We start from the raw sequence: 20,736 nt of genomic DNA on the forward strand, positions 1-20,736 counted from the left end.
CAGCATAGCCAAAAGAAAATATAGCAGAACTGTAAAATATAAAAGAGGTTGTGCCAACGTTTTGACACAACCTCATTTTTTTCCTTTTCACAGTTAAGAGTTCATAAAAACACAGAACTTGAAGTCGTTTTTTTAGTTTCCTTTTTCGCATACCAATCTTGGCTTCTTAGTATTGTTGAATTATTTACATACATTTGTCTCATACCAACAGACCTGATAAACCTATGAGCCAAAACCAAGACCCTATTCATCTAGCCCGCCAATTCGAAATTATATTTACCACGCACTATTCCGCTGTTAAATATTTCGCTATAAACTTGCTCAAATCTGAAGAGGACGCAGAAGATATCATTCAGGATGTGTTCGCTAAATTATGGACACAACCGGAGGTCTGGCTGAAAAACAAAGACATAGGCCAGTATATCTACGCCATGACTAAAAACACAACTTTCAATTTCATCAAACGCAAAAGAGTGGAACAATCCTATCAGGAACAATTATCGCAGAAATATCTAATCGAAGACTTACTAAAATCCGAAGATACTCTCGACCCTATCTATTATAAAGAAGCACTATTAATCATCCGCCTAATTCTCGACCGCCTTCCCGAACGCCGCAGAAAAGTTTTTGAAATGAGCCGCATCAACAATATGAGTAATATGGAGATAGCACAAGCACTCAATATTTCCGTACGAACTGTGGAACACCAAATCTATCTGACCCTGCTCGAAATAAAAAAAACTATTTTTATTGCATTTTTCTTGTGTTTCTTTTAAGTAATCCCCCATTTTCGATTGTGCTAATAGTGTAACCACTAAAAAGAACAGCGCAAATGAGGAACTTTTTTCAGAAAATACTGATATTATTTACCGGCAATAACTATCCGGAAGCTACCCAAAATGAATTCTATCAATGGCTGGTAGATGAGGATCATGCATCCCAGAAAGAAGATGCTTTGAGAGAGCTATGGAACAAAGCGCAACGGCAAAAAAACGTGAAAGGAATGCAGAAGTCTTACGAACGCCTGAAAAAACAGCAAGGTATTCCAACCGTACCCAAAGAGAGAAGAATTCGCCCAATACATATATGGCAATCCGCAGCTGCTATCTTATTCCTCCTGCTTGCCTCTTCGGTCTATCTATCGACTGTAGGCACAAAAGCGGAAACCGACTTGTTACAGCAATATATTCCGATAGCAGAAATGAGAAGTTTGACGCTGCCCGACGGAACAAAAGTGCAACTCAACTCGAAAAGTACACTTTTATATCCGCAGGAGTTTACCGGAGATAGTCGTAGTGTATTCCTGTTAGGCGAAGCCAACTTCAAGGTTAAGCCGGACAAGAAACGTCCGTTTATCGTGAAATCCAATGATTTACAGATTACTGCGTTAGGTACGGAATTTAATGTATCTGCCTACCCTGAAAGCCAGGAAATAGCAACGACCCTCATTTCAGGCAGTATCCGTGTAGATTATAACAATCTGACAACAAGTGTCATTCTCCATCCCAACGAACAGTTTGCCTATAACAGAAACAATAAGAAATATGATCTCTCCAATCCGGATATGGACGATGTGACAGCCTGGCAACGCGGAGAACTGGTTCTGCAAAAGATGACGCTGACGGACATCATCAACGTATTGGAGCGAAAATATCCTTATGCCTTTGTATATAGTATCAAGAACCTCAAAAACGACAGGTTCAGTTTTCGTTTCAAGGACAACGCACCACTCGAAGAAGTGATGGAAATCATCGTGAACGTGGTCGGACAAATGGACTATAGAATAGTAGAAGACAAGTGCTATCTAACAAGAATATAACTTTTTAACCTTATATGCCATGCAAAAAAATACCCGGAACAGAGGCCTCACTCCGTCCCGGATATGAAATCTGAATTCCCAATATTAGAGTTTACTCTACAAATTACCTCGAAATAATTTAGTCAATAACCTAATACTAAGAAAATGCTACAAATTTATAAATTTATAGTAGACAAGAAGACAAAGGGAAGAAGTTTTATGCTTTTTTTCTGTTTGATGCTCGCCACAACAGTTTCCCTTGCACAAAATGGCGCTAAAGTCACTATTAAAAAGAATAGTATATCTGTGATTGAAGCACTAAAAGAAGTTGAAAGACAATCCGGCATGTCCGTAGGCTACAACGATTCCCAACTGAAAAACAAACCGGCCATCACCCTCAATATAGAGGCGGCTTCGTTGGAAAATGCGCTCGCTCAAATTCTCAAAGGTACAGGTTTCACCTATCAACTGAAAGAGAAATATATCATGATTATTCCGGAACAAAAGAAAGAAAGCAACCCGACCAAAAAGATCACCGGTAAGGTAGTTGATGAAAACAACGATCCCTTGATCGGAGTGAACATCAAAGTGGAAGGCACTGCCGCCGGATCTATCACAGACATCGACGGGAACTTCCTGATCAAAGCTTCCACCGGAAATACACTGACATTTACTTATATCGGTTATACTTCAGGAAGCATTAAAGTCACCAACCAGAATAATTACCGCATTCAACTGACAGCCGATACGCAACAGCTATCGGAAGTTGTAGTAACTGCTCTCGGCATCAAACGCGAGCAAAAAGCATTGAGCTACAACGTCCAGCAAATCAGAGCAGACAAGATGCCGGAAATAAAAGACGCCAACTTTATCAACAGTTTGAGCGGAAAGGCTGCCGGCGTTGTCATTAATGCTTCTTCTTCCGGTGTGGGAGGTGCCAGTAAAGTGGTGATGCGTGGTACAAAGTCTATCGAGCAGAGCAGTAATGCGCTATACGTCATTGACGGTATTCCGATGTATAACTTCGGCGGTGGAGGCGGTACTGAATTTGACTCCAAAGGTGCTACGGAAGCCATTGCGGATATTAATCCCGACGATATTGAAAGCATCTCTTTCCTGACAGGTGCGGCAGCAGCCGCAATGTATGGCAGCAACGCTGCCAACGGCGCTATTGTAGTGACTACCAAGCGGGGACAGATAGGAAAACTGTCGGCTACTTTCTCAAGCAGCATGGAATTTATGAACCCATTTGTATTGCCCAAGTTTCAGAATCGGTATGGAACCGGTACACGGGGCGATGCGGAAGGTTCTCCCATATTAAGTTGGGGGCCTAAACTGAATCCGGCCAACCAAACAGGATATGAACCCACCGACTTCTTTGATACGGGAGCGGCTTACAGCAACTCCATCACCCTCTCGACAGGTACGGACAAGAACCAAACGTTCTTTTCTGCCGCAGCAGTCAATTCAGAAGGGATGATTCCGAACAATAGGTACAACCGATATAATTTCACATTTCGCAATACGACTCATTTCCTGAATGACAAGATGAAATTGGATGTAGGAGCCAGTTATATCATACAAAATGACCGCAACATGACCAATCAGGGAGTTTATTCCAATCCATTGGTTTCGGCTTACCTGTTTCCACGGGGCGATAACTTTTCTCTAGTAAAAGCCTTCGAACGTTATGACGAAGCACGTAAAATCAATGTGGCTTACTGGCCGCAAGGTGAAGGGGATTTGCGTATGCAGAATCCTTACTGAATTGCTTACCGGAACGTCCGCACGAATGAGAAAAAGCGTTATATGCTGAATGCCGGACTGACATACGACATTTTGGACTGGCTGAATGTATCGGCACGTATCCGCGTGGATAACACCGACAATACTTATCAGCAAAAGCTATACGCAAGTACGATCTCTACACTGACCGAAGGTAGTACCCAGGGACATTACACCATCCAAAAGGTGAACGAAACACAGACGTATGCCGACTTCATGGTGAATATCAATAAACGCATTGACGACTTCACGGTAGTAGTCAATGCCGGTACTTCATTGAGCGACAACTCCAGTGATTTACTGGGTTACGGTGGTCCGATTCGCGACACGGGAGTACCCAACGTATTCAATGTATTTGATTTGGATAATGCCAAGAAACGGACAACACAGGAGGGTTGGGAAGAAATGACGCAGTCTATTTTTGCCAGTGCGGAAATAGGATGGAAAAGCATGCTGTACCTGACGTTGACCGGACGTAACGACTGGGCTTCCCAGTTGAAAGGCTCGAATCCTACTTCTTTCTTCTATCCATCGGTAGGTCTTTCGGCAGTAATCAGCGAAATGGTGACATTACCCAAAGCGATTGATTACCTGAAAGTACGCGGGTCATTCAGTTCTGTGGGTACCCCCTACCCGCGTTTTCTGGTACAACCGACTTACAGCTATGACCCTACCAAACAGGACTGGAACGCCAAAACCCATTATCCTATCGGCAAACTGAAACCGGAACGTACCGACTCCTGGGAAATAGGTGTGGACGGAACTTTCTTCAAGGATTTCAAAGTCAGTGGTTCATTCTACTATGCCAATACCTATAACCAGACATTCGACCCGAAAATCACCGTGTCTTCCGGCTATTCGACTCTTTATGTGCAAACCGGTTATGTACGCAATCTCGGTGTCGAGGGGCTACTCTCTTACGGACATACATGGCGCGACTTCGGATGGAACAGTAATTTCACTTTCTCCTGGAATAAAAACAAAATTGTGGAGTTGGTTAAGGACTATGTGCATCCCGAAACCGGAGAAATCGTCAACAAAGACCGCCTTGAACTAAAAGGACTGGGATATACCAAATTTATCCTGAAAGAAGGAGGCACACTGGGAGACCTGTACACGAATGCCGACTTCATACGTGACGATAAAGGATATATCCAGATAGACAAAAATGGGGATGTCGCCAAAACGGATAATCTACCTGACATCAAATTAGGCAGCGTATTTCCTAAAGCAAACCTGGCATGGAACAACAGCTTTTCTTACAAAGGTATTTATGCGGGATTCCAATTAAGTGCCCGCCTGGGAGGTATTGTTTATTCAGCCACACAGGCTGCTCTCGACCAATATGGCGTATCCGAAGCATCTGCTGCCGCCCGTGACCGTGGCGGAGTACTCGTCAACGGACGTAGCTGGGTGAACGCACAGCAGTATTACGAGATTGTAGCTACCTCAAGCGGGCTGCCGCAATATTATACGTATAGTGCCACAAATCTGCGTTTGCAGGAAGCGCACATCGGATACACCATCCCCCGCAAATGGTTGGGTAATATCTGCGACATCAACGTCTCTGTAGTGGGACGTAACCTGTGGATGATTTATTGCAAAGCACCTTTCGACCCGGAAGCGATTGCCACAACAAGCAATTTCTATCAGGGAATCGACTACTTCATGATGCCCAGTACACGCAATTTTGGTTTTAATGTAAAGATTAACTTCTAAAACTATGAATACTCAAATGAAAGAATACAGAAAAGCAACCCTCCGACTGGCATACCTGCTAACGCTGATGCTATGGACGGGAAGTTGTATCGATATGGATATCAATCGTAATCCTTACGAGACAACGCAGGATGAACTGATGCGCGAAAACCATATCATCGGCTCGTCTCTAAAGAGCATGGAAGCATTGGTGGTTCCCACACAAGAGCATCTTTATCAATTTGTGGAAGCGATGTGCGGAGGAGCCTACGGGCGTTATTTTGGAGAGACTCGTGTGGGTTGGACTGAAAAATACTCGACTTATAATCCCAAGTCGGACTGGCTGAAGGCTTCGTTCTCCGATCCTATCTCGGAAATGTATCCTTCCTACCGGGATATTATCAACCGTACCAATGACCCCGTCGCACTGGCATTCGCCAAGATTCTGCGAGTCGCTATCATGCACCGGTCTACGGATATGTTCGGGCCGATTCCCTATACCAAAGTATTGGGAGATAAAACGGAAGGTGACGGCCTTAGTGCTCCTTATGACTCTCAAGAGGAGGTTTATGTGGCTATGTTCAAGGAATTGGAAGAAGCAGATGAAGCTCTGAAGGAGAATCTAGGTCTAAGTGCGGAAGGATTTAAGAAACTGGATAATCTTTATTATGGAGATGTGCGGAAATGGTATAAATACCTTCACTCGTTACAGCTTCGCATGGCCATGCGTATCGTTTATGTGAAACCGGAACTGGCCAGGGAAATAGCCGAGAAAGCCGTAGCCGCAGGTGTGATAGAGAACAATGAGGACAACGCGCAACTGCATGTGGAGGAGAATCGTTCGGCTCTCTGTTTCAATGATTGGAAGGATTACCGGATAGCTGCGGAAATCGTTTCCTATATGCAGGGATATAACGATCCGCGTTTGGAAAAATACTTCACCCAGGGAAAGTATCAGGATGATACCGATTACTATGGGCTACGCATTGGTATTCTTCCTTCCAAAGTGACGGACGACGAGTTGATACAAACCTATTCCAACCGTTTGATGACTGCCAATGATACGTATATGTGGATGACTGCCGCCGAGGTCACGTTCCTTCGCGCCGAAGGTGCCCTGCGGGGATGGGCAATGAGCGGAGATGCCCAACAGCTATATGAGAAGGCGATCACCCTTTCCTTTGAGCAATGGGGCGCAAGCGGAGCAAGCGGATACTCCCAGAATAAAGCATTGGTGCCGGGGGCTTACAAAGACCCGAGAGGTACATACAGCGCCCAATCTCCGAGCAGCATCACCATTGCCTGGAACGAGGACAAGGAGAATACCCGTTTCGAAGAAAACCTGGAACGTATCATTACTCAAAAATGGATTGCCATGTTTCCTCTGGGCATTGAAGCCTGGTGCGAACATCGCCGCACAGGGTATCCTAAATTCCTTCCGATAATGGACAACAAGGGAGTGGGAATCACTAACCTGACACTGGGAATACGACGTCTCTCCTATCCTGCTGAAGAATATCAGCTGAATGCGGAAAATATGCTCGGTGCCCTGCGAAAGCTCAATGGAGAAGATAACGGCGCTACCCGCTTATGGTGGGACTGCAATCCGAATGTAAAATAATGTGGAACTTAAACCCAAGATACAATGAAACTGAATTCATTCATAAGTGTCATATTGACCGTAGCCTGCTCACTGATGTTCGTTGCCTGTAGCGACTGGACAGAACCGACACCGGTTGATTACAACCCTATATTTCCCGACGAACAAGACCCCAGCTTGCATGAAAAATACGAGCAAAGTCTGAAAGAATACAAAAACCGGAAGCATACGTTAATGTTAATACGTTTTGCCAACAATCCGGGTACGACATTGGGCGAACAGGATTTCTTGCGTTCCTTGCCCGATAGCGTAGATTTTGTGGTGCTGACCAACGCTGATAATCTGTCCGTTTATGATAAGGAAGACATATCCAAACTCAAACGGACTGGCACCAAATTTCTCTATTACAAGAATTTATCCGAATTCTACGACCAATGCGAAGAAACAGAAAACCTGGAAGAATTCAAAACGAAAATGAATGCGGCATTGAAAAACGGGGAGAGTGATGAATTTGACGGTTATTATGTGCAGTTTGGTCGTGCCGGAAGTATGATGCATGTCGATTTCTTCAATGAGGTAACGACGGCTATCCGGGAAAAACTTGCCGCTATCGGCGGTCCGAAAGCTAATAATGGAAAGTTGGTTTTCTTTGATGGCATCGTCACATTTACAGTGGATTATAGCGGAAGATACGAAGAGCCGTTCATCGATTTGGTAGACTATTTCGTGGATGGGCAAATTGTGTTGCTTGAAAGCTCACTCGAAATAAAACTGAATATGAGCCAACCTGTAGGTTTCTATGGGAAAATGCCCAAAGAGAAAGTGATAACGACAGCCACTCCTCCGACCGATGACGGTAAAACCGGTATCATCAGCCGGGAAGATTTGGATGTTATACAAACCTCGGAAGGGATGGCCTACATCATCAATCATTTCATCACAGGACTGGGTAACAATGGTCCGCTGGCAGGAGTTTCTATCTACAATGCCAATGAAGATTATCTCGCCACCGATGGGGTGACTAACTACCGCCGTATACGTGATGCTATCCAAAAACTGAACCCATCACCGATTAATTAATGAAAGGAGGAACTATGAAACGATATAAAATAATCATCTCTCTGGCTGCAATCATCTGCGGACTGATGATTGCCTGTGACAATACGGATTACAGCAATAAAGCACCATTCGACAACATGGTCTATATCAAGGAAGCCAGTAACAGCAATTCAGAAAGAGTGACTTTCCGAAATACGCTGAATGAACAGAAACGTGCCTTCAGCGCCAAGTTGACTTACCCGGCAGGAAAAGACATCGTAGTGAAGCTGAAAGCGGATCCCGAACTGATAAACGAATTCAATGCCCGGCACGGGACTGATTATGGAATGCTGGATAGTAAATATTATAGCCTGTCGAACAGCGAACTGATTATCAAAGCCGAAAAGAGTGAATCATTGATTGATACGATCTATTTTAATAACCTGTTAGATCTGGAGATTGATAAAACTTATCTGGTTCCGCTCACCATCTCTGAAACGTCGGGTGGCGTTCATCTATTGAACGGTTCGAAAACATTGTTCTATCTGGTGCGCCGTTCAAGCGCTATCACGGTAGCCGCCAACCTGAAAGACAATTATCTGGAAGTGCCTACTTTCCTCGACGAAGAGAAAAATGCCTGTCTGAAAGAATTAGGTCAGATTACCATGGAAGCACTGGTATATGTAGAGGACTTTACATACAGCGGACCAAGCAATACGGCCGGTGCATCGGATATCAGTACGATCATGGGAGTAGAACAGCATTTCTTAATGCGTATAGGTGATACAAGTTTCCCACGCCAACAGTTGCAGATGCAGGGACCGGACGGAGTCAAATTCCCCGCCGCCGACAGGGCTAAGTCACTGAATGCAATGACATGGTATCATATAGCGCTGGTGTACAACGCCAAGGAACATTTTATTGCCTATTATGTGAACGGACAACTGCAAAGTCAGGATATCTCTTATGGAAAAGGAGCTACTGTGGATATCTGTGGAACGCCGGATTGCGAATTCCAGATAGGACGCTCTTATGAAGATGAGCTACGGCAACTCAACGGTAACATCGCAGAGATACGTATCTGGAACACTTGCCGTACGAAAGAGGAAATCTGGACGAATATGTATAAAGTGGAAGATCCTGAAAACGAAGAAAGCCTGCTTGCTTACTGGAAATTTAATGAAGGTGAGGGAAACATTGTCAAGGACCATTCGAAACACGGATTCGATGCAGTATCTGCCGAACCTCTTGTGTGGCCGACGGGAATCGAAATTCCACAAATCAACAAGTAATCATTCACTTTAAAGATAACCATGGACATGAAAAGAAATATAAACTTCAAAAATGTTCTCTGCATGGCTGCCATTACATTAGTAACCGGCATGCTAGGAGGCTGCGAAGATAATTCCATTGCCACTCCCGTAGGTAAATTACCTAACGAGACGGCTTTAGACAATAACTTTGGCATGCTAAAATGTGATATGACAACCAGTGACCTGGAAATCACCATGACCAATACCAAGACTCCCGATTTTGCATTCTTCTACCAAACGGTGAAGCCGGTGGCACAGGACACCCGAATCACAATGAAAATCGACCTCGACTTAGTAGACAAATACAATGAAGAACACGGTACGGAATACCGGAAAATGTCTACTATCAGCATTGAGGGCATCAGTAACGATGGTGCAATGACTATTAAGGCAGGAGATACAATGTCGGATACTATCATGGTACGCCTGAATCCGCTAGGCACATTGCATGATTATTCTTTGCTCCCTATTACCGTAGAACTACCGGAAGAAAGCGGAATTCGTCCGTCACGGGATAGTAATGAAATCTATTACAAGATTTATTATAAACGCTCTACTTATCCGTGGTTGAGCCCGATGAAGGCTGATATGAAAAAGTACAAGATGGTAGGGTTTATTGATGGCGAAAAAGTCAACGCCTCCATTGCCAAAGAATTTATCATGGTATTATATGATAATGAAACATTCGGTCCCGGACATTATGAGTTATGGGAAACGTCGTGGTATGCCTATTTATATGACATCATTAATGTGAATGCCGCAACACTGGGATATGCGAATGGAAAAGTGACTCTGAACCAATCAGCCAATTTCAAAAAGCAGTTAAGCAATATGTCGTCACTCTCCAGCTATGGTATAAAGCGTTGCGTCACCCTTAAAGCAGAAGGGACCGGCTTGGGATTCTGCAACCTGACAGATGAGCAGATTACAGCCTTTGTAGCGGAAGTCAAGAAGCTCGCCAACTACCGTGTAGATGGCATTAATCTCATGGACGAAGGTGCCGAATATGGTATAAACGGACATCCGGCTGCCAATGCGACCTCGTATCCGAAGCTCATCAAAGCACTACGGGAATCTTTAGGCAAGACCAAACTGATTACAGTTACCATAACGGGTGATCCGGCCGGTTCACTAGCCTCCGAGGCTGCGGGTATCAGAGCAGGTGAATATATTGATTATGCCTGGACATGGGTAAATACCAAAATTATGAATCCATGGGAGGATAGCTCGATTGAAAAACCAATAGCAGGACTGGACAAATCTCAATATGGCGGTTTCAGCACCGACGAATATACGTTCGATTATGAAAATGACGAATCGTATCCGGAAACGTTACGAGAAAAGTTATATGACAAAGGTCTTGGCAAACTTTACATAATGCGTAATATCCCTTTCTGGTCGGACGCACTGGAAGCAACACCATATCATGCTAACATAAATGCAGGGGCAGCAGCCTTTTATAGAGTGGAAGGAGGCCATAAATATGAACCGGACATCAACTATTTGCATAATGGTAAATACAAGGATATGAAAGGGGATAAAAACTATTACGAGATGTAGAATTATCAATTAAACAGGGGAGGAAAAACAAATCCTTTCCTTACTAACAGGAGCTTATGCGCCTATTATCAGTAAAATAATATAACCGGAATTTTAACCATCTATTTGGTTAAAGTTCCGGTTTCACTATTTCCACCAAATATCATCAATTAAAATAATACAAAAACACAACACTTATCACCTACAAAACAACACCAAACAATAACAATACACCATTTGCCAATAACTCATCATTTATTTATTATACCAAATCATTACTTTTACTCCGCAAAAACAAACTATATTTCAATAAAGAAAATATGTTTACTTTACCTTAGGAATTACATATGAAAAAGCATATTGTGATACTGATAGCCCCAAAAGATTACAGTATCAAATACAAGATACGCCCACCACCGTCAAAGAATCTCTATTTAGTATTATATATTCAGAAAAAATGATCTATTAATTATTGTCACTTGGAGGAAATAGATATTCCTTAAAGAATGATTCAAGACGTAAGGATTTAAATCTGCATACGGAACTCGCTTTCTTAATATTGACCTTCAAAGAACAAATAATTTTGAGATTAGACTGTTTGAGTTTAGTAATGCCCTAAATCACACTCGTTGTGCATTTTCTCATCCCCCCTCAACTAAAAAGGAACAGAGGTATACAGTCCAAGTGACCTCAACAAAAAATAAATATGAAATACTTAATGATAACGTCACTATTTGTCTCTATTATAGATGCAAATATCTTTCACCAGTCTCACTTCTTCTTACTACTTACAGCCGGAGGAATTTCATTATATTGGCTCTTATCTCATTTTCTTACCCTCCATAAGGAAATCAAAATCTTAAAAGAAGAGCACCAATATTTCATGGATTCTTTTCAAAGCATTCGCAACCCTATCACACTCGTTCATACCCCTCTAAGAGCTGCTTGTGATGATAGTTGCCCCGAAGACATAAAGAAAATGTTATCACTAGTCATTCGTAATATAGACTGTCTTGATGAACACCTAACCAAATTAATGAATCTGCGACATCTGCTTATCTACTCCAAACAGATGGATATTGCCGAATATGAACTGGGAAACTTCATTAATAACAGAGTCCATTCATTGAAAAATTTCGCTACGGACAAGCGGATTAAGTTAGAAATAAAAACAGAGTTTAATTATGCCAGCGTTTGGTTCGATCAAAGTAAAATCTCTCCCATCATTGATAAATTCATAAAAAACGCAATAGAACATTCGAAACCTGAAGATAAAAGGATTATCTTTTCAATTTCTTCTAATTCCGAACACTGGGAACTTAAAACGTTCGATGCCAACAAGGGCAAATTGCTAACATGTTATAGGCGCCAAAAGTATCACTTGATTAAACCTAAACATAAATCAGAGTTCAAATATGCATTTGCCAAAAGTGTACTCTGCAAAAAATTAATGAAACTATGTGATGGGAATATTCTTATCAATCATTCAACCCACACTGTCTCACTAAGATTTCCTACAACAAATTCAGAAAGAAAGGTATCCGGATATAATATCATACACTCCGCAAAAAAGTCGGAAGAAAGAAAGACTGATACTTCATTGGGTAAGATTGCTCATAAAAAAAGTTCAATCAAGCCTACTGTTGTTCTCGCTGACAGTAATGAAGAATTCAAGTCTTATTTGGAAGAATGTTTATCAAAGGATTTTGATGTGAAAAGTTTCGGGAATGGCTCTGAAGCTTTAGAATGTATAAAAGAGAAATATCCTGATTTAGTGATTTGCGACCTTATGCTGCATGGAATGTATGGCTATGAACTGTCATCAAGACTAAAGACATCAGGAGAAACATCCGTTATTCCTATCATCCTTTACGGTTCACGTATAGATATAGGACAACGCAACAAAAGAGAAAGTTCCCTGGCCGACATCTTTTTATATGTGCCTTTCCACATCGAAGATTTAAAGATAGAAATGAATGTACTTATCAAAAACAACCGTTCTCTAAGAAGATCATTCTTGCAGACAGTTTTCGGAAAGCAGTTCTTGGAAAAGGAAGAAGAGAAAGTTTTAGATGATAGTAATTACACATTCATCAATCAAGTAAAAGAATTTATTCTAAAAAATATAGATAAGGAAAATCTGACGATAGATGAAATTGCCTCTGAACTGTATATGAGCAGAACTGCTTTCTTTAATAAATGGAAAGCACTGACGGGAGAAGCACCGAAGTATTTTATTTATCGTATTCGTATGGAAAAAGCACGTGAGTTATTGGAGAGTGGAAAATACTCTGTCCAGGTTATTCCTGAAATGATTGGATTGAAAAATCTTAAGAATTTCCGCCATAAATACAAAGAGTATTTCGGGATAACTCCAAGCAAGTCCATTACGAAAAAGCTATAAAATAAAAAGAATATTTTATAATTGAAGATCCCATGAACAGGGATCTTCATGGCAATACTCATATAAAAAAAAATATTCTATTTTTATTTCCTTATGCAGTATTTCACAAGTACCGGCATTTACTTTATGTACGTACACCTTAATTTTGAAATTAATAATCTAATTTAAAACAGTATGAAAATTATAACTGAAATAAAAAAAACTTGTTGTTTTAATCGTTTTGCTTTCTTAGTAATGTCATTAGGCCTGATAGCCACTTTTACAGCATGTAGTAGTGATGACGATTCTGATATTCCCGTATATTCACTTAAAGATGTGGAAGGTAATTATTCCGGTAATATGCTGACAGAAACTGCTCCATCCGTCAATCCACAAAACTATTCCTTCAAAGAAGAACAGCCGCAAGGAGCCACAGTTACCGCTGAAGTAAAAGACAATCAGATTATGATAAAAAAACTTCCGGTTGACGATCTGATTAAAAGTATTGTCGGTGAAGAAATAGGCGAAATTATCATTGAGACTTTGGGTGATATCAATTACAACATTCCTTATACTGCAGCCTTTAATGATGATAGCAAAGGCTCCATTCTACTTCAATTAAAACCTGAACCTTTGGAAATAAAATACACGATCCCTACCCAAGTACAAACAGAGGGAGAGGAAGCTCCTCAAATTACTGTAAAAGTAACTATAGAAGCGGAAGAAAAGGGTCAATATACATATAAAGATAAAAAACTCACCTTTGTAATCAAAGCCACCCAAGTGGAAGTAGAAGGAGAGCCGCTTGAAAACTTTTCGGTTACCACATTCAGTTTCGACATGGTCAAAAAGTAACTGATCGGATAAACTTTCCCAACGTATTTTCATTATGATGGGAATTACCTCCAAAAAGAGTATGCCTGCACACAGCGCGCATACTCTTTTTTTATACCTTTGTGAAATAACCAACGATATGAAAATGACTACAACTGAAAATATCCGGAAAGAATTACAAACATTAGCAGATTCCAAATATCAGGAATTTCATTCTTCCCTCCTCCCGGGAGCAAACAACATTCTCGGCGTACGCATCCCCCAACTGCGGACAATGGCCAAAGAAATTATTAAGAAAGAAGACTGGCGTACATTTGTCGAATCAACCGATACGATTTATTATGAAGAAACAATGCTTCAGGGAATGATTATCGGACTGGCAAAAATGGAACTTGAAGAACAAATGAAATACGTAACGATGTTCATTCCCCGTATAGATAATTGGGCTGTATGCGACATATTCTGCAGTGAACTGAAAACTTCTGTGAAAAAAGGAAAAGAAAACGTATGGCAATTTATCCAACCCTATCTGAAATCCTCTAAAGAATTTGAAATACGTTTCGGAATTGTGATGCTTTTCCATTATGTAGATGACGCGCATATCGATTCGTTACTGAAATATGCCGACTCATTCAATCATGATGCATATTATGCACGCATGGCTATGGCATGGATGATATCATTGTGTTTTATCAAATTTCCCCAAAAGACAATGGAGTATCTGAAACATAGCACACTGGATAACTGGACTTACAACAAGGCACTGCAAAAAACAATTGAGTCATTCCGGGTAGATAAGGACACCAAGGACATTCTCCGAGAAATGAAAAGACGATAAATACCAAGCACGGCGAACATCCTGCCATCAGCATTCTGTTCACCGTGCTTCTTATTTCTTACCGTAGATACCGCTTTTATTTTCCACCTAATTTATTTTTTGTTTGCAATCCGGAGAAACACTAATTCCTCCTGACCTTTTTCCTTCTGCTTCTACGTCTTTGTTGTTTCTGACGATTATAACGCTGCCACTTCTTATAAATCATCCAACCACTCATCAATGCAACAACGACGAAAATAAGAATAGTGATACCCACTCCCAAATTATCTCCTTTAATACGCGACCAAATATCAAGAACTTCTTTTGTCTTATCGCCAAAATCACGAATCATGGCACATCGTTCCACCACCTTACGATCCGGATATTGTATTTTATCAATCTGCACGCTGTCTGCACCCGGTCCGAAAAAGTAACTTAAATCGGAATAATAATGAAGAGTGGTGTCTATCTTCTCTTCCAGTATTTCGGGAGTAGCTATGGAACTTACATATCCGCAGAAATCCATATTCCGCAAGGCTATATCCGGACGACACATAAAGTTGATAAAATAACTAGCCGCTTCCGGATTCCTGGCATATTTCGGGATCACCCAACCGTCATACCAGATATTACTTCCTTCTTCGGGAACTTCATAATCCAAATCCACTCCTACCGCATTGGCCTCTTCAATCGCCCAGATTGCATCACCGCTCCAAGTCATATTCAGCCAAGCTTTATTTTTCGTCATCATTTCCTTGCCAAAGTCCGCTTCCCAGCCAGCAATGTTCGGTTTCAAGGCTTTTAAGTATTTTTCAGCCAACTCCATCGCACGTGGAGAATAGTCGTTCATCAACTCTTCCACTGTTACCGTTCCCTCCTTCAGTTCCTTTGCATGCGCATAAATCACGGCTGTTCCATAAGCATCACGATAACTATCCTTCATCAGGATCTTTCCGGCATACTTTTTATTCCAAAGGCAATCCCAGGACAGGGCTACCGAATCGGGCACATAAGCCCGGTTATACAGAATACCTGCCGTCCCCCACATATAACATACAGCATAGCGGCTGGCTTTTTCACCCGGCTGACTCAATTTATTAATCTGCTTACGAATAAATGGAGCCACATTATTCATGTAATTGGGAGAATGTGCGAAATTCGTGTCGATAGGTAGCAACAAATGCTTCTTCAGCATACGCTCGATGATGTATTCCGAAGGACAAACAACATCAAAATCTTCATGCCCCTTTTCAATTTTCGTCAACATGATTTCGTTGATATCGAATGTCTGGTAAACGATACGGATATTCTCACCGGTCTGTTCTTTATAATATGCCTGGAAATCCTCAAGTACACCTTCGCCGATGTAATCCGCCCAGTTGTAGATTTTAAGAACCCGCTCACGAGGTTCACCGGAATTATAACACCCGGTCAAAGCCAATAAGAGCAGGATAGCAGGAATTATTCTTTTCATATTATTTACGTAGTAGCACATTTGATAGTCTATTAATCTTTTTTCTTCGTTTTTCCTGCCCGGTAATTGATTACAACCAATAACGCCAGTACCACGACAAAAATGATAGCCGAAAGCGGGCGAAGTTCCGGGGTCAAACCTCCCTTGCGGGCATCGGCGTAGATATAAGTAGAAAGCGTTTCCAAACCTTGATTACCGATAGTGAATACAGTTACGGCAAAATCATCAATGGATAGTGTCAGTGCAAGCATAAAGCCGCTAATCATTCCCGGACGAATCTCCGGAATTATGACTTTCCACAAGGCCTGCATAGGAGTAGCTCCTAAATCGAGGGCAGCTTCATAAATATTCGGATTCATCTGCTTCAAACGGGGCAATACACTTAAAACAACGTACGGGGTACAAAAAGTAATATGAGCAAGCACTACGGTTGTGTAGCCTTGTGTGATCCCCAGAGATACAAACAAAAGGAACAAGGATATACCGGTGATAATATCACCATTCAGAATAGGAATGCTGTTCACAAATCCGATCGCTTTGCGTGAACGGGCTTTCAGATTGAATATACCGATAGCAGCGATGCTTCCTAATAACGTAGATGCTGTTGCAGCCAGTAGAGCGATAGTGATCGTATTAATCAATGCATTCATCAAAGAATGATGAGCACCGGTAGTGAATAACGAAGAATAAAGTTTGGTAGAAAATCCCGTCCAGTTACCCAACACTTTCGCCTCTGTAAATGAGTAGATCACAATAATCACGATCGGAGAATAAAGCAAGAGCAGCAATATCCACAAATAAGTCTGTGCAAATATCTTCTTTACCATAGCCCGCCTCCTTCATTTGAGTTTTCCTTATCATCGGTGCTGAACAGGGAAGTAGCAGCTATCAATAGCAACATAATGAGCGAAAGTGCCGCTCCATAGTTCCACATACTGTTATTGATATTTTCCTGAATCGTCGTACCAAAGAGTTTGATGTTATTCATCGTCAGCAACTCGGCAATGGCAAATGTCGATATAGTCGGCATGAACACCATCATGATACCACTCATCACCCCCGGCATGGAAAGCGGAAGGACTGCTTTCAGAAAGACTTGCACAGGATTGGCTCCCAAGTCTTGCGCCGCCTCGATATAGCTATGATCCATCTTCTGCAAAGTATTGTAGATAGGATAAATCATGAAAGGGATAAAGTTGTATACCATACCGAATATCAACGCTCCCTCGCCCAACGGCACACTGAAAAAGTCGAATAAGGCAACAGTAGCAAGGGTACGCACCAGAATATTTACCCACATCGGCAAAATAAACAGTACGACCATCGTCTTGGAACGGTTCAGCTTGCTGTTACTCAATATCCAGGCAGCAGGATAACCCAGTAAAATACAAACAAGGGTGGTAATAATGGCAATACCAATCGAATAGACAAAGGTATTGATTGCTTCGGGATGTTCGAAGAACTTCTGAAAATTGGCGAGTGTCAAATGGCCGCTATCATCGGTAAAGGCATATACGACAATTAAGAACAACGGTATAATCACAAAGATCGCCGAAAAAATAATGTAAGGGAGAGTCCAACTCTTACGTGATGACAAAAAGACTATAAACCTCTTATTCACTTCCTTTCCTGTTAATCGGTTATTTTAACTATACGAATAGCATCTGGAGGGATGGTAATACCTACACGGTCACCGTCATCCCATACATCGTTCGTATCTACAAATACATTCTCGTCCCAATCTGACAATACAGTCAGATGATAATGGTCACCCTTGTAAAGGATGAATTTCACCTCACCCGTCAGCGTTCCGTCTTCTTCATTATCCTGAAGAATCACTTTTTCAAAGTCTACTTCCACTTTGACATTCGTATCGAAAGCGATTCCTTCCACCGGAACACATTCAAAGTTACAGCCCAGGAATTCCACATGAGTAGCATCCAGCAATTTTCCTTCGAATGTATTGCAAACACGCTCTTTCTTCATAATATGAATATCGAAAGGCTTCACCAACAGACCGACTTCAGCCCCTACTTCAAAATGATGGTAATCCTGCACCAAGAATTCATATCCGCCGCACAACACCGTCATTTCATAATGCACTCCTTTAAAAATAGAAGTCTCTACCACTCCTACTAACTGTGCCATTTCCGAAACGGGGAAAATATAAAGATCCTCCGGACGAATGACTACGTCCACCGGAACATTCTCGCCAAATCCTTCATCCACACATTCAAACTCCGTACCGCAAAAACGTACGAGTTTATCATGAATCATGGTACCGTTGAGGATATTGCTTTCTCCGATAAAGTCCGCAACAAAAGCATTGATAGGTTCATTATAAATATCAATCGGCGTACCGATCTGCTGAATCTTTCCTTCACTCATCACGACAATCGTGTCACTTAACGTAAGTGCCTCCTCCTGATCGTGAGTGACGTACACAAACGTGATTCCCAAAGATTTATGCATTTCTTTGAGCTCCATTTGCATATCCTTACGCATTTTCAGATCGAGCGCTGCCAGCGGTTCATCCAACAACAACACTTCCGGCTCATTCACGATGGCGCGGGCAATAGCTACACGTTGTTGCTGACCACCGGAAAGAGAATCCACATCGCGGTATTCATAATCCGTCATGCCTACCATTTTCAAAGCAGCTTTCACCTTCTTCTCAATGGTCTGTTTCGGTGTTTTTTTCAGTTTCAGGCCGAAAGCGATGTTATCATACACATTCAAGTGCGGGAACAAGGCATATTTCTGAAATACCGTATTCACCGGACGCTTATGGGGAGGAGTTTGTGTTATTTCCATCCCCGAAATTCGGATTTCGCCTTCCGAAGCTGTCTGAAAACCAGCAATGAGACGCAACAACGTGGTTTTACCGCAACCGGAAGGACCAAGGATAGTCACAAACTCGCCCTTTTTCACGTTCAGAGTCACATCATCCAATGCTGTTTTATCGCCAAAGTACTTCGATACATGGCTCACCTCAATGATGGATTTATCTTCTTGCATATTCATACTAAAGTTTGGGCTGCAAAGGTACACATTTCTGCGGTTTCCACCTACGTGTTAATCTAATATAACAGTGTTTTTCGATGCCCGACAGAAAAAAAATCTATCTTTGCATAAATATTTATTCACCAATTTTACAAAAGCATGAAAAAGTTTACTTATTTAGTTATTGCAACGGCAGCGTTAAGCATGGTAGCTTGTACTGGCGGAAACAAAGCCGGATACACTATTACAGGTACAGTAGAAGGTGCAAGCGATGGTGACACCGTTTATCTTCAGGAAGCCAATGGTAGAAATCTGACCAAACTAGATACAGCCGTTATCACCAAAGGTACTTTTACCTTTGAAGGCACACAAGATTCTGTGGTTAGCCGTTATGTCACTTGTGAAGTGAACGGAGAACCGTTGATGATCGACTTCTTCCTGGAAAACGGAAAAATCAACGTTGCCCTGACCAAGGATAATGACGCTGTTACCGGTACTCCCAACAACGATGCATACCAGGAAATCAGAGCTCAAATCAATGACATCAGCAAAAAAATGAATGCCATTTATGAGGCAATGGGTAATACATCTTTAAGTGATGAGCAAAAAGAGGCCAAACAAAAAGAAGGTGCTCAGCTGGAAGAACAATATGACAAAGCAATCAAAGAAGGCGTACAAAAGAATATCACCAACCCGGTTGGAGTATTCTTGTTTAAACAAACTTTCTACAATAACTCTACGGACGAAAATGAAGCTTTGTTGCAACAAATTCCTGCGAATTTCCAGAATGACGAAACAATCGTAAGAATCAAAGAGATGACTGACAAGCAGAAAAAGACTGCTGTAGGTACTCAATTTGTTGATTTCGAAATGCAGACTCCGGAAGGAAAGACAGTGAAGTTGTCTGATTATGTAGGCAAAGGAAAAGTGGTATTGGTTGACTTCTGGGCTAGCTGGTGCGGTCCTTGCCGTCGCGAAATGCCTAACCTAGTAGAAACATACGCTAAGTACAAAGGCAAAAACTTCGAAATCGTAGGTGTATCTCTCGATCAGGATGGTGCTGCATGGAAAGAAGCAATCAAGAAACTAGACATGACTTGGCCGCAAATGTCCGACCTGAAATTCTGGCAAAGTGAAGGTGCACAGCTTTATGCTGTAAACAGCATTCCTCACACTGTATTGATCGATGGTAGCGGTAAGATTATTGCTCGCGGTCTGCACGGAGAAGAACTTCAAGCTAAAATTGCAGAAGCTGTTAAATAACAGATCCAAAGAAAGGCTTTTCCAAAGGCCTTGAAATTTATACAAGACTGTCTCAAATAGAAAATGAGACAGTCTTTTTTATTTGCGAGACTTTACGCCCCACTCTCCAAACAGATAAAAAATTCAGCCCCTGTCATTCTCAAAGAATACAGGGGCTGAATGTATGTATGAAAGTGAGGGAGATATACTCC

At 41.8% G+C, this 20,736-nt stretch carries 14 protein-coding genes and 1 pseudogene; 11 read left to right on the forward strand and 4 right to left on the reverse strand.

Features of this window, described 5'->3' with window-relative positions:
- The first annotated feature begins 224 nt into the window (after window positions 1–224).
- From AB5217_RS23310 to AB5217_RS23355, 10 genes and pseudogenes are all read left to right on the forward strand, one after another.
- Window positions 225–776 (forward strand): RNA polymerase sigma-70 factor, encoded by a 552-nt coding sequence (locus AB5217_RS23310; RefSeq protein WP_004300179.1) that lies wholly within the window; start codon window positions 225–227, stop codon window positions 774–776.
- 56 nt (window positions 777–832) lie between these two features.
- Window positions 833–1,819: a FecR family protein gene (locus AB5217_RS23315; protein WP_004300180.1), complete on the forward strand. Its 987-nt coding sequence runs from the start codon at window positions 833–835 to the stop codon at window positions 1,817–1,819.
- Window positions 1,820–1,963: 144 nt separating this feature from the next.
- Window positions 1,964–5,302 (forward strand): annotated as a pseudogene (locus AB5217_RS23320) (TonB-dependent receptor).
- 4 nt (window positions 5,303–5,306) lie between these two features.
- Window positions 5,307–6,902 (forward strand): RagB/SusD family nutrient uptake outer membrane protein, encoded by a 1,596-nt coding sequence (locus tag AB5217_RS23325; RefSeq protein WP_004300183.1) that lies wholly within the window; start codon window positions 5,307–5,309, stop codon window positions 6,900–6,902.
- 24 nt (window positions 6,903–6,926) lie between these two features.
- On the forward strand, window positions 6,927–7,961 hold the full coding sequence (locus AB5217_RS23330) for a glycoside hydrolase family 18 (RefSeq protein WP_032846860.1): 1,035 nt from the start codon (window positions 6,927–6,929) through the stop codon (window positions 7,959–7,961).
- A 14-nt stretch (window positions 7,962–7,975) separates the two neighbouring features.
- A complete protein-coding gene (locus tag AB5217_RS23335) occupies window positions 7,976–9,211 on the forward strand; it encodes a DUF1735 and LamG domain-containing protein (protein ID WP_032846868.1) in 1,236 nt (411 codons plus the stop codon).
- Between the two features lie 27 nt (window positions 9,212–9,238).
- A complete protein-coding gene (locus AB5217_RS23340; RefSeq protein ID WP_004317799.1) occupies window positions 9,239–10,792 on the forward strand; it encodes a BT_3987 domain-containing protein in 1,554 nt (517 codons plus the stop codon).
- 685 nt (window positions 10,793–11,477) lie between these two features.
- Window positions 11,478–13,175: a response regulator transcription factor gene (locus tag AB5217_RS23345; RefSeq protein WP_004300188.1), complete on the forward strand. Its 1,698-nt coding sequence runs from the start codon at window positions 11,478–11,480 to the stop codon at window positions 13,173–13,175.
- A gap of 174 nt (window positions 13,176–13,349) precedes the next feature.
- A complete protein-coding gene (locus tag AB5217_RS23350) occupies window positions 13,350–14,009 on the forward strand; it encodes a DUF4840 domain-containing protein (protein ID WP_004325670.1) in 660 nt (219 codons plus the stop codon).
- Window positions 14,010–14,133: 124 nt separating this feature from the next.
- Entirely contained in the window at window positions 14,134–14,826 is a 693-nt protein-coding gene (locus AB5217_RS23355) for a DNA alkylation repair protein (protein ID WP_022199559.1), read from the forward strand.
- Between the two features lie 121 nt (window positions 14,827–14,947).
- Here the strand turns inward: AB5217_RS23355 and AB5217_RS23360 are convergent, their stop codons facing one another.
- Genes AB5217_RS23360 through potA form a run of 4 tightly spaced genes read right to left on the reverse strand, consistent with a single transcriptional unit; the run spans window position 14,948 to window position 19,303 of the window.
- Window positions 14,948–16,279, reverse strand: a complete 1,332-nt coding sequence (locus AB5217_RS23360; protein ID WP_008776543.1) for an ABC transporter substrate-binding protein — start codon at window positions 16,277–16,279, stop codon at window positions 14,948–14,950.
- 32 nt (window positions 16,280–16,311) lie between these two features.
- Entirely contained in the window at window positions 16,312–17,106 is a 795-nt protein-coding gene (locus AB5217_RS23365; protein WP_004297655.1) for an ABC transporter permease, read from the reverse strand.
- Window positions 17,100–17,900 (reverse strand): ABC transporter permease, encoded by an 801-nt coding sequence (locus tag AB5217_RS23370; protein ID WP_004308090.1) that lies wholly within the window; start codon window positions 17,898–17,900, stop codon window positions 17,100–17,102. Before AB5217_RS23370 ends, AB5217_RS23365 begins: the two co-directional genes overlap by 7 nt.
- An 11-nt stretch (window positions 17,901–17,911) precedes the next feature.
- Window positions 17,912–19,303 carry a polyamine ABC transporter ATP-binding protein gene (gene potA, locus AB5217_RS23375; RefSeq protein WP_004297652.1) on the reverse strand — a complete coding sequence of 464 codons (1,392 nt, stop codon included), beginning with the start codon at window positions 19,301–19,303 and terminating at the stop codon, window positions 17,912–17,914.
- A gap of 138 nt (window positions 19,304–19,441) precedes the next feature.
- Here potA and AB5217_RS23380 point away from each other — a divergent pair, with 138 nt between their 5' ends.
- Window positions 19,442–20,545, forward strand: a complete 1,104-nt coding sequence (locus AB5217_RS23380; protein ID WP_004308092.1) for a TlpA disulfide reductase family protein — start codon at window positions 19,442–19,444, stop codon at window positions 20,543–20,545.
- Window positions 20,546–20,736: the final 191 nt, after the last annotated feature.

It is taken from the genome of Bacteroides sp. MSSM.1001136sp1_RTP21357st2_D2_RTP21359_211015, from assembly GCF_040913205.1.
GTDB classification, from domain to species: Bacteria; Bacteroidota; Bacteroidia; order Bacteroidales; family Bacteroidaceae; genus Bacteroides; species Bacteroides ovatus.